This is a genomic window from Mesorhizobium sp. LCM 4577, from assembly GCF_001854795.2.
In the GTDB taxonomy this organism is placed as follows: Bacteria; Pseudomonadota; Alphaproteobacteria; order Rhizobiales; family Rhizobiaceae; genus Mesorhizobium; species Mesorhizobium plurifarium.
In genome coordinates this window covers 147,838-159,001 of record NZ_MDDU01000008.1, presented here as the reverse complement: position 1 = coordinate 159,001, position 11,164 = coordinate 147,838, and the positions used below count along the sequence as shown (strand labels likewise).

The following is an 11,164-nucleotide window of genomic DNA, read 5'->3' as shown; positions in this document are numbered from 1 at the left end:
GTGCTTGAGGTGGGTGCGCCAGCGGATGCCGAGCCAATCGTGTGGCGCCTGCTGACCACCCATGGTGTTCAAGACGCGGCCATGGCCTGGCAGGTCGTTGCCTGGTATCGGATGCGCTGGACCATCGAACAGTTCTTCCGCACCCTGAAGCAGCAGGGCCTGCAATTGGAGGACAGTCAGTTGGAAACCGCCGAGCGGTTGATGAAGCTGACCGCCATCGCCGCGCGCGCCGCCTGCATCATCATGCAGCTTGTCCAAGCTCGCGACGGAGCATCCGCACAGTCGGCCGAGATCGCCTTTACGCCTACCGAAATCGACACCTTGCAGGCACTGGTGCCCGAGCTGGAGGGCAAGACCGAACTTCAGAAAAACCCTCACCCGCCCAAATCCCTGGCCTGGGCCGCATGGATCATCGCCAAGCTCGGAGGATGGGATGGCTATCCCAAGTCCAAGCCGCCAGGCCCCATTACCTTCCGCCACGGCCTTCAGTACTTCCAATCCATCGCACGGGGCTGGAGCCTACGAGATGTGTGAATCGCCTAGCCCACTTCGTGGGGCGAGGAACCAGGTTCTGGCCGCAATTGCCGAAAAGCCAAAACATTGCTATCTACGCCGCCATGGAAAAGCTTTTCAGCGATCCGGCCTACAAGGGGTTCGTGCTGCAGGACAGGAAGCGCCTGCCGTCGCGATTTTCCGCGCGGGTCTGTGGCGCGCTCACCAGCCGACTTAGACTGGCCGACTGATCGAAGTCGCTCGCCGGCCAAGGCCGCGCAGCTTTTCCCATTCTCATATCGACGGATTTACGCACATGAGCGCACCGCGCACCCTCTATGACAAGATATTCGACGACCACGTCGTCGACCGCCAGGACGACGGCACCTGCCTGCTCTATATCGACCGCCACCTCGTGCACGAGGTCACCAGCCCGCAGGCCTTCGAAGGCCTGCGCATGTCGAACCGCAAGGTCCGCCATCCCGAGAAGACGCTGGCCGTGGTCGACCACAACGTGTCGACCTCCCCCGAGCGCAAGTTCGGCATCAAGAACGAGGAAAGCCGCATCCAGGTCGAGGCGCTGGCCAAGAACGCCAAGGATTTCGGCATCGACTATTATTCCGAGAACGACGTCCGCCAGGGYATCGTCCATATCATCGGGCCGGAGCAGGGTTTCACACTGCCGGGCATGACCATCGTCTGCGGCGATAGCCATACCTCCACGCACGGCGCCTTCGGCGCCTTGGCGCACGGCATCGGCACCTCGGAGGTCGAGCATGTGCTGGCGACGCAAACGCTGATCCAGCGCAAGGCCAAAAACATGCTGGTGCGCGTCGACGGCCAGCTTCCTGAAGGCGTCACCGCCAAGGACATCATCCTCGCCATCATCGGCGAGATCGGCACCGCCGGCGGCACCGGTTACGTCATCGAATATGCCGGCGAGGCGATCCGCTCGCTGTCGATGGAAGGCCGCATGACGATCTGCAACATGTCGATCGAGGGCGGCGCGCGGGCCGGCCTGATCGCGCCGGACGAGACGACCTTCGCCTATGTCAAGGACAAGCCGCGCGCGCCGAAGGGCGCCGCCTGGGACGCCGCGCTCGCCTATTGGAAGACGCTGCATTCCGACGAGGGCGCGCATTTCGACAAGGTGATCGTGCTCGACGCGGCGAAGCTGCCGCCGATCGTCTCCTGGGGTTCCTCGCCCGAGGACGTCGTCTCGGTGCAGGGCATTGTGCCCGATCCGGAAGAGATCGCGGACGAAAACAAGCGCACGTCGAAGATCCGCGCGCTCGACTATATGGGGCTGACGCCCGGAACCAAGATCACCGACATCGCGCTCGACCGCGTCTTCATCGGCTCCTGCACCAATGGCCGCATCGAGGACCTGCGCGCTGCCGCCAAGGTGGTCGAGGGCAAGAAGGTCAATCCGCGGGTCAACGCCATGATCGTGCCGGGTTCCGGCCTGGTCAAGGAACAGGCGGAGGCCGAGGGCCTCGACAAGATCTTCCTCGCCVCCGGCTTCGACTGGCGCGAGCCGGGCTGCTCGATGTGCCTGGCCATGAACGACGACCGGCTGAAGCCGCATGAGCGTTGCGCCTCGACCTCGAACCGCAACTTCGAGGGCCGGCAGGGCTTCAAGGGCCGCACCCATCTGGTCTCGCCGGCCATGGCGGCAGCGGCGGCGATCGCTGGCCACTTCGTCGACATCCGCGACTGGAAGTAACCGCCCGCCTGCGGTGCTTGACAAAGGCCCGGACAATACGTCCGGGCCTTTTGCTTTTCAGCGATCTATCTGCGAATGATCTCGTGAAACTCCTCGCGCCGGCCGGGCTCGTCGGCGGCGACGACCAAGGCCAGCTGCCGCTCGTCGAAGATCTTGAACCACTCGTCCCACTCCACGAGCTCGTAGCCGCCGGCGTTGATCGGGCGCTCCGGGCGGTCCTCGTCCTCATAGGCCTGCTGCCCAAAAACCAGCCGCAGCATGGCCTGCGTTCCGGCCTCGGGCGAGACGTCGACGATGGCCGGGAAGCCGGCGCGTGCCGCCGCCCAGGAGCGGATTTCATCGTGGTTCGTCAAAGTGATCGTGCCGGCCATCTCGATCGTCTCCGTCTGGCGTTTCTTGTCTGGCCGGACAACGCCGCTCAGGCAGGCCGGTTCCGCGTGGCGTGCAACGTATCTATCGAGGCTTAACCGCTTGTTTGGGCTTAAGTCCTAGTATCTCCCCTTGGGTAAGTTGGGGAAAGTCGCAGTCCTTTGGACACCGGTCTGCTCATAGCGCTGCTCAATCCGACGATAGCGCTGGCGCTCGGCGCTGCGTTCCTCGTGCTGTGGTCCTATCAGCGCCATCGTCCCTATCTGGCCGTCTTGGCGGCGAGCTATGCTCTCGCCGCGGCCGGTTTCCTGTTCCAGCATTTCACCCTCCCGGTCGGCCTGGCGCCGTCCAAGTTCCTCTCCAACCTGTGCTTCTGCGTTGCCGGATCCTGTCTGGTTGGCGCCATTATCGCGCGCCAGGGCCGGCCCGTCCCCTATGCCGGGATCGCCGCGCTGGCGTTGGGCGGAATGGCCGCATTCTGCTGGTTCCTGTTCGTTCAGCCGGACCTGACATGGAGGATCCTCGTCGTCAATTTCGCGCTTGGCGGCATCAGCCTGCTGGCCGCCGCTGAGCTGCGCGTGGTGCGCGGCAATGGCCCGACGGAAAAGATCTTGCTCGCGCTGGCGTTGCTTTCCGGACTGAACTTCTTCGTAAGGACGCTGGCCGTCATCATCGCGCACGGACCGTTCAAAGGCTATGACGAGCTCTATGCCTCGTCCTACTGGACGACGGCGCTGCTGTCGCACGCGCTCTTGTCGCTGCTGATCGCGCTCTGCCTGTTCACCGCGGCGGCGCTCGACGTGATGAAGGCGCTGAAAGCCGAAACCCATACCGACCCGCTCTCGGGCATCCTCAATCGCCGCGGCTTCGAGGAGCGGGCGACCCTCTTGCTCGACCAGTGCGGCAAGGCCGGATTTCCCGTCGCCCTGGTGCTTGCCGATCTCGATCACTTCAAGGCGCTCAACGACCAGCATGGGCATGAGGCCGGTGACCGGGTGATCGCCGATTTCGCCGCCAAGCTGCGTTCCGCCACCGGCGCGCGCGGGGCCGCCGGCCGCATCGGCGGCGAGGAGTTCGCCGTGCTTCTGCCTCTCACCGACCTGGGAGCGGCAAGGCTCTTCGCCGAAGCGATCCGCGCCTTCTATTCGGCGGGCACGATCGACGGCCTGCCGGCCGGCACCAGGGTCACCGCGAGTTTCGGCGTCGCCGCCCGCACCGGCAAGGAAGGGCTGATGCCATTGATGCGACGCGCCGACGAGGCGCTCTACAAGGCCAAGAAGAACGGCCGCGACAGCGTGCGGCTTTCCTACGAGAGACCCGAAACCGCCTTCGTCGCCGTGCCGCTCGCCGTCGGCTGAGGTACACTGACCCAGGCTGCCCGAACCCGGCAGGCGATCGCAACGTTCGCGATTGGCCGAGGCCTATGCAGCCTCGTCATCCTCGGGCTTGACCCGAGGATCCATGCCGTAACCTCAACGAAAGTGCAGCGGCGCAGAATTCTGCATCGCGGTGGCGCGTTGAAGTCACGGCATGGATTGCAGGGTCTGCGCGCGTCGCTTCGCTTCTTGCTCCGCCCTGGAACGACGACAGGATAAGTTTTGCGGCTAACCGCCAAGGCTTGCGGTTCCGTACCGCAGCTAGCATTAACGTGTTTTTCGCCCGTCGATGGTTTTCTGTCCGGAACGTTCGACGAAGGAAGACATGGGCAGCGCCGACTTCATATTGATGATCAACTTCGTCGTCGCCGGGCTGCTGGCGGCGGCGTTCATGGCGATTGCTGTCTATGATACCGGGCGCGTGTCGGCGCGCTGGCTTGCCTTCAGCTACCTGCTCGGCATGGCCTATTTCGCCATCGAGTTCAGCATTCCTGCTTTCGCGGACGCCCGGCTGCCGGTCGTTGCCGCCTTTGCCGTGCTCTTCGGCGCAACCGTCGCCTTCAACGGCGGGCTCGCCCATAAATACGACGTGCGGCCGCCCTGGGCGCCGATGCTGTGCTTCCTCGTTGTGGCCTCGGTCGCCGTCTATCTGGTGCAGGACCTGCCGCGTCAGTCGCTGACGCGCATGATGGCCTACCAGCTTCCTTACGCTACCATGCAATTCGCCGCGCTCGGCATCGTGCTGTCCTCCCGGCAAAGGCTCGCGCGGCTCGACCATGTGCTTGCGCTGGTGCTCGGCGCCAGCGCCGTGCAGTTCGCCTCCAAGCCGCTCATCGCCGGCGCGCTGGGCGGGTGGGGCGCAAATCCGCAGGCCTATGTACAGACGGCCTACGCGCTTGTGTCTCAATCGCTCGGCACCGTGTTCGGGCTGGCGCTGGCGTTGCTTGCGCTTGCCGTCCTGGTGCGTGACGCGCTCAACGAGGCGACCTCGAAATCGGAAACCGACGCTTTGTCGCGGCTCTTCAACCGCCGCGGTTTCGAACGCCACGCGGACCTTGCGATGCGGGATGCCGTCCGGCGCGGCGTGCCGGTGGCGCTTGTGATCGCCGATCTCGATTATTTCAAGAGCATCAACGACAGCTACGGCCATGCCTGCGGCGACCGCGTGATCGAGAGCTTCGCCAGTTTCCTGCGCGAAGCCGCCGCCGAGCACCATGTCGCCGGCCGTATCGGCGGCGAAGAGTTCGCCATCATCCTGCCGGGCACCAATCTTGCGGCGGCGCGGCTGTTTGCCGAGGGCGCGCGCAACGCCTTTGGCGCCTTGCCGATCGAGGGCCTGCCGGCCGACCATCGCTGCAGCGCAAGCTTCGGCGTGGCCGAGYTCGCCGCGGACGAGGGTTTTGCGGATCTTTTGCGGCGCGCCGACGGCGCGCTCTACGAAGCCAAGAATGCCGGCCGCGACTGCGTGCGCGTGTCAGGCGCGCTCAGGCGGCGCCAAACGCCGACGATCTTCAACGGCAAGGGCTGAGATTGGGCATCTCGCCGTCGGAAAGCCCGTACATATAGGAGCGGCCCTTGACCAGCACCGGCGGCTGGTAGCAGCCGGGCGCGCCGGGCTCGTCCGCATCGTCATAGACGACGTCCGGCTGGCCGGCGCTGGTGTATTCGGAAAGTTTCTTGGCGAGCTTGCCCTCGCCGACGATGATGCGCTTGTAGCCGGCGGCGCTGTCGATGACGAGATTGCCGAAGGAATCGGCATAGACGCGGTCATGGTGGCGCAGGCCGGCTTCGGCCGGCGCGGCGATTGCCGTCACCAGCCCCGCCAGCGCGGCGGTGGCAACGCTTGCCCGCACTGAATTCGAACGCATGTCGCTCTCCTTGATGGCACGACCGATCGCGCCTGGGTTCCGGTTCGCATCGGAAATTAACCCTTTCTTAACCTTTGTTAAGAGGCGGGAGGCCTTCGGCGCCGGTTCTTAAGGAACATGGTTAATTTTCGAAGGTCCGGTTCTCACCCGCCGCAGGGCGGCCATGCAGTCGACTGACTCTGGGTGAGCTTGATCTTGATGCGTCGCGTGGCTAGAGCGGTTCGTCGTTTAACGGAAACGACAAACCACTCTATCTCTTTGTTTTGACGCAATTCCGGACGGAAAACCGTTTCACACTTTTCCTGGAATTGCTGTAGCGTGCCGCGCACGAAAGGGCAGCGCATGAGCTTTGGCCACACGGTTCGGGTGTCGATCACCATCCCGCTGCTTCTCGCGGCCGCGGCCTGCGTGCCGCAGGACGGCGCGCCGAAGGCGGCGAATGCCGCGCCGCCCGCCGCCTCGCCCGCTCCGGCCCCGCCGTCCGCGGCACCCGGGGCGCCGCCGGCAGCCGCAACGCCCCCGGTACCTGCAACGGCCCCGGCGCCTGCAACAGCCAAGACGCCCGCAGCGCCTGCGCCCGCGACCAAGATCGTCACCGACCTTACCGTGCCGCGATCCGGCATCGGCACGGCCACCTATAGATGCGGCAATGGCGGCATGATCACCATCCAGAATCTCGGCTCGTCGCTGCGCGTGGTCCGCCAGGATGGCACGACCGAGGAATTCGCGGCCTCGCCCGCCAACCAGAGCAGCCGCTACCAGGAAGCGGCGACGCATGACGCAATCGTGATCGATGGACGCGAAGCGCTGGTGATGAAGAGGGGATCCACCCCGCAGACCTGTCGGAGATAGCCGGTGGGCTGACCTTCAGGTGAGGCCGGCCTGCAAACGGCAGCTTCCTGCGCTTCCGGTGCTCACGTACTTCAAGTACGCTCCGCTCCGGTTCTCGGAAACCGCCTTGTTTGGTCGCTTCGCGCCCGTCTTCGACTCCGACTCGGCCTGACCTGAACCTCAACCCACCGGCGCGCGCTCTTTGTTGCGCTGCAGCGAGACCTTGCGCCGGCTTCGAAGCAGCCGCTAATCGATTGAAGCGCGCCGCCGTCCATTTGTCAGACTAAATGATGTTTCCAAAMCGATTTTCCGGCTTTGACGCGGTGCAAAAAGCGCATTAGAAACCGGCTGTCCGGGCCATATATGAACATGGCAAACGCCGCATTCCCATCGCGGCTTCCAGGATGCCGATCTGGGGGAGCCATGAGCAAATCACCAGCCACCCGCGCAGTTGCCAGACGTGAACGGCCGCTTTCGCCGCATCTGACTGTCTACCGGCCGCCGATCACGATGACGATGTCGATCATCCATCGCATCACCGGCGGCGCGCTTTATTTCGGAACGCTGCTGGTGGCGGCGTGGCTGATCGCCGCCGCAAGCTCGCAGGCCGCCTTCGACTGGGTCAACTGGGCCTTCGGCTCCTGGCTCGRCCGGCTGGTTCTGTTCGGCTACACCTGGGCGTTGATGCACCACATGCTGGGCGGGCTGCGCCACCTCGTCTGGGACACCGGCGCGGGGCTGGAAAAACACACCGCGTCGAAGATCGCCTGGGCGACGCTCGCCGGTTCGATCGTGCTCACGCTGTTGATCTGGATCGCCGGCTACATGGCGCGGGGAGCTTTCTGATGAGCGCGAACAACACCGACATGCGCACGCCGCTCGGCAAGGTGCGCGGCCTGGGCTCGGCCCGCGAGGGCACGCAGCATTTCTGGCGCCAGCGGCTGACGGCGATCGCCAACATCCCGCTGCTGTTGTTCTTCGTCGGCTTCCTGATCGCGGTCAACGGCCACGGCTACACGGACGTGCGGGCGTCGCTCGCCAACCCCTTCGTGGCGCTCGTGCTGGCGCTCGTGCTCATCTCCGGCCTCTACCACATGCGGCTCGGCATGCAGGTCATCATCGAGGACTATGTGCATGGCGAAGGCATGAAGCTGGCGCTGATCGCCCTCAACACCTTCTTCGCAGTCGCGGTCGGCGTCGCTTCGCTGTTTGCCCTGCTCAAACTCGCATTCGGAGGCTGACGTCTTGGCCAACGCAAATACCGCCGGCACGGCTTCCGCCTACACTTTTGTCGATCACAAATTCGATGTGGTGATCGTCGGCGCCGGCGGCGCCGGGCTGCGCGCCACGCTCGGCATGGCCGAGCAGGGGCTGCGCACCGCCTGCATCACCAAAGTGTTCCCGACCCGCTCGCACACCGTTGCCGCGCAGGGCGGCATCGCCGCCTCGTTGTCGAACATGGGGCCGGATTCCTGGCAGTGGCACATGTACGATACCGTCAAGGGCTCGGACTGGCTGGGCGATGTCGACGCCATGGAATATATGGTGCGCGAAGCGCCGGCCGCCGTCTACGAGCTCGAGCACTACGGCGTGCCGTTCTCGCGCACCGAGGAAGGCAAGATCTACCAACGGCCGTTCGGCGGCCACATGATGAACTACGGCGACGGTCCGCCGGTGCAGCGCACCTGCGCCGCCGCCGACCGCACCGGCCACGCCATCCTGCACACGCTCTACGGCCAGTCGCTGAAGAACAACGCGCAGTTCTTCATCGAGTATTTCGCGCTCGACCTGATCATGGAGCCGGACGGCACCTGCACCGGCGTGGTGGCCTGGAACCTCGACGACGGCACCATCCACCGCTTCTCGGCCAAGATGGTGGTGCTGGCGACGGGCGGCTACGGCCGCGCCTATTTCTCCGCGACCTCGGCGCATACCTGTACCGGCGACGGCGGCGGCATGGCGGCCAGAGCCGGGCTGCCGCTGCAGGACATGGAATTCGTGCAGTTCCATCCGACCGGCATCTATGGCGCCGGCTGCCTGATCACCGAAGGCGCGCGCGGCGAGGGCGGCTATCTCGTCAATTCCGAGGGCGAGCGCTTCATGGAGCGCTATGCGCCGTCGGCCAAGGACCTTGCCTCGCGCGACGTCGTCTCGCGCTGCATGACGCTGGAGATCCGCGAGGGCCGGGGCGTCGGCAAGAAGAAGGACCATATCTTCCTGCATCTCGACCACCTCGATCCGGCGGTGCTGCACGAGCGGCTGCCCGGTATTTCGGAATCGGCCAAGATCTTCGCCGGCGTCGACCTTACCAAGGAGCCGATCCCGGTGCTGCCGACGGTGCATTACAATATGGGCGGCGTGCCGACCAATTATTGGGGCGAGGTGCTCAACCCGACGCCAGAGAATCCCGACCGCGTGTCGCCCGGTCTGATGGCTGTCGGCGAGGCCGGCTGCGCTTCGGTGYATGGCGCCAACCGGCTTGGCTCGAATTCGCTGATCGACCTCGTTGTGTTCGGGCGGGCGGCGGCCATCCGCGCCGGCCAGGTGATCGACCGCAAATCGGCGATCCCGTCGCCCAACGAAGCTTCGGTCGAAAAGATCATGGAACGCTTCGACCGGCTGCGCCACGCCAACGGCTCCATCCCGACGGCGGTGCTACGCGAGAGAATGCAGCGCGCCATGCAGGAAGACGCCGCCGTGTTCCGCACGCAGGAATCGCTGGAGAACGGCTGCAGGCGCATTTCGGAACTCTGGGGCGAACTCAAGGACATCAAGGTCACCGACCGCTCGATGATCTGGAATTCTGACCTCGTCGAGACGCTTGAGCTGGAGAACCTGATGGCCAACGCCATCACCACGGTCTACGGCGCCGAGGCGCGCAAGGAGAGCCGTGGCGCGCATGCGCGTGAGGATTTCGACAAGCGCGACGACGCCAACTGGCGCAAGCATACGCTTGCGCATCTCAGCGAAGACGGCACGGTGACGCTCACCTACCGGCCGGTGCATACCGAGCCGCTGCTGGCGGAAAAGGACGGCGGCATCAGCCTCGCCAAGATCGCGCCGAAGGCGAGGGTCTACTGACCATGGCATTGGCGGCCGCGGGATATTCCGGCACGTCCCTTCCGGCCAAGCTCGGCCTGAAGGACGGCATGGTCGCCGCCTTCATCGCGCTGCCGCCGGAGCTCGATGAACTGACTGGGACCGTGGCCTTTGCGGACGTCGATCGGTTCGCCGAGTGGTCCGCGATATCGGGTCGGCAGAGATACGATGCCGTGCACGCCTTCACCCGGCAGCGCGCCGAGATCAAGGACGGCTTGGCTCACCTCGAGACGGCGATCAAGCGCGACGGCATGGTCTGGGTCTCCTGGCCGAAGAAAGCATCGAAAGTGCCGACCGACGTCACCGAGGGTGTGATCCGCGCCGAGGCGCTGAAGCGCGACCTGGTCGACGTCAAGGTCGCCGCCGTCAACGAAATCTGGTCCGGGCTGAAGCTCGTCATCCGAAAGGACCGCAGGTAAATGGTCGAACTCACGCTTCCAAAGAATTCGCAGATCAAGCAGGGCAAGACCTGGCCGAAGCCGGAGGGCGCCACGAACCTGCGCGAATACCGCATCTACCGCTGGTCGCCGGACGACGACGAAAATCCGCGCATGGACACCTATTTCGTCGACATGGACGATTGCGGGCCGATGGTTCTCGACGCGCTCCTGTGGATCAAGAACAAGATCGATCCGACGCTGACGCTGCGYCGTTCCTGCCGCGAAGGCATCTGCGGCTCCTGCGCCATGAACATCGACGGCTCGAACACGCTGGCCTGCACCAAGGGGGCGGACGACATCTCCGGCGCGGTGAAGGTCTATCCRCTGCCGCATATGCCGGTGATCAAGGACCTTGTGCCCGATCTCACCAATTTCTACGCCCAGCACGCCTCGATCGAACCGTGGCTGAAGACGGTCTCGCCGACGCCCGCCAAGGAATGGCTGCAGAGCCATGAGGACCGCGAGAAGCTCGACGGGCTCTACGAATGCATCCTGTGCGCCTGCTGCTCGACCTCCTGCCCGAGCTACTGGTGGAACGGCGACCGCTATCTCGGCCCGGCCACGTTGCTGCAGGCCTATCGCTGGCTGATCGACAGCCGCGACGAGGCGACGGGCGAACGGCTCGATAACCTCGAAGACCCTTTCCGGCTCTATCGCTGCCACACCATCATGAACTGCGCGCAGACCTGCCCGAAGGGGTTGAACCCGGCCAAGGCGATCGCCGAGATCAAGAAGATGATGGTGGAGAGAAGGGTTTAGTCGGGCGAATTCGCTCGTGGTGCTTCGAAGGCAGCGATCCTTCGCGCCCCCCTCTGTCCTGCCGGACATCTCCCCCACGGGTGGGGAGATTGGCTGTCACCGCGGCTTTCGCCAATCGCTGCCGTCGAAGAATAAGCGCTGTTGACGAAGCCGCTGATCTCCCCCCTTGTGGGGGAGATGTCCGGCAGGACAGAGGGGGGCGCT

General features: G+C 64.7%; 12 protein-coding genes. 10 read left to right on the top strand and 2 right to left on the bottom strand.

Translation table 11 applies throughout. From position 1 onward, the window contains the following. Nucleotides 1-534 (top strand): transposase (locus tag LCM4577_RS13075; RefSeq protein WP_206744897.1); only part of this gene is annotated, 534 nt, incomplete at its 5' end. A 274-nt stretch (nt 535-808) separates the two neighbouring features. Beyond that, on the top strand, nt 809-2,218 hold the full coding sequence (gene leuC / locus LCM4577_RS13070; protein ID WP_071071547.1) for a 3-isopropylmalate dehydratase large subunit: 1,410 nt from the start codon (nt 809-811) through the stop codon (nt 2,216-2,218). Between the two features lie 65 nt (nt 2,219-2,283). Here the strand turns inward: leuC and LCM4577_RS13065 are convergent, their stop codons facing one another. Then, nucleotides 2,284-2,589 (bottom strand): hypothetical protein, encoded by a 306-nt coding sequence (locus LCM4577_RS13065; RefSeq protein ID WP_040987789.1) that lies wholly within the window; start codon nt 2,587-2,589, stop codon nt 2,284-2,286. Between the two features lie 159 nt (nt 2,590-2,748). Here LCM4577_RS13065 and LCM4577_RS13060 point away from each other — a divergent pair, with 159 nt between their 5' ends. Both LCM4577_RS13060 and LCM4577_RS13055 read left to right on the top strand, forming a co-directional pair. Next, nucleotides 2,749-3,945, top strand: coding sequence for a GGDEF domain-containing protein (locus tag LCM4577_RS13060; protein ID WP_071071545.1), 1,197 nt, complete (start codon nt 2,749-2,751; stop codon nt 3,943-3,945). 343 nt (nt 3,946-4,288) lie between these two features. Beyond that, nucleotides 4,289-5,491 (top strand): diguanylate cyclase, encoded by a 1,203-nt coding sequence (locus tag LCM4577_RS13055; protein WP_071071543.1) that lies wholly within the window; start codon nt 4,289-4,291, stop codon nt 5,489-5,491. Here LCM4577_RS13055 and LCM4577_RS13050 read toward each other — a convergent pair. Then, complete coding sequence (locus LCM4577_RS13050) at nt 5,475-5,831, bottom strand: hypothetical protein (RefSeq protein ID WP_071034220.1); 357 nt, start codon at nt 5,829-5,831, stop codon at nt 5,475-5,477. The genes LCM4577_RS13055 and LCM4577_RS13050 overlap by 17 nt on opposite strands. A gap of 318 nt (nt 5,832-6,149) precedes the next feature. Here LCM4577_RS13050 and LCM4577_RS13045 point away from each other — a divergent pair, with 318 nt between their 5' ends. From LCM4577_RS13045 to LCM4577_RS13020, 6 genes are all read left to right on the top strand, one after another. Next, on the top strand, nt 6,150-6,683 hold the full coding sequence (locus tag LCM4577_RS13045) for a hypothetical protein (protein ID WP_244508306.1): 534 nt from the start codon (nt 6,150-6,152) through the stop codon (nt 6,681-6,683). A 402-nt stretch (nt 6,684-7,085) separates the two neighbouring features. Continuing rightward, the gene (gene sdhC, locus LCM4577_RS13040) at nt 7,086-7,508 is read left to right on the top strand and encodes a succinate dehydrogenase, cytochrome b556 subunit (protein WP_071071541.1); all 423 of its coding nucleotides are present in this window, start codon (nt 7,086-7,088) and stop codon (nt 7,506-7,508) included. Next, nucleotides 7,508-7,903, top strand: a complete 396-nt coding sequence (sdhD, locus tag LCM4577_RS13035) for a succinate dehydrogenase, hydrophobic membrane anchor protein (protein ID WP_040987777.1) — start codon at nt 7,508-7,510, stop codon at nt 7,901-7,903. The genes sdhC and sdhD overlap by 1 nt, the downstream gene beginning before the upstream one ends. Nucleotides 7,904-7,907: 4 nt before the next feature. Next, nucleotides 7,908-9,743, top strand: a complete 1,836-nt coding sequence (sdhA, locus tag LCM4577_RS13030) for a succinate dehydrogenase flavoprotein subunit (RefSeq protein WP_071071539.1) — start codon at nt 7,908-7,910, stop codon at nt 9,741-9,743. Nucleotides 9,744-9,745: 2 nt separating this feature from the next. Continuing rightward, nucleotides 9,746-10,180 (top strand): DUF3052 family protein, encoded by a 435-nt coding sequence (locus LCM4577_RS13025; RefSeq protein ID WP_071071532.1) that lies wholly within the window; start codon nt 9,746-9,748, stop codon nt 10,178-10,180. Next, complete coding sequence (locus LCM4577_RS13020) at nt 10,181-10,960, top strand: succinate dehydrogenase iron-sulfur subunit (protein WP_071071530.1); 780 nt, start codon at nt 10,181-10,183, stop codon at nt 10,958-10,960. Nucleotides 10,961-11,164: the final 204 nt, after the last annotated feature.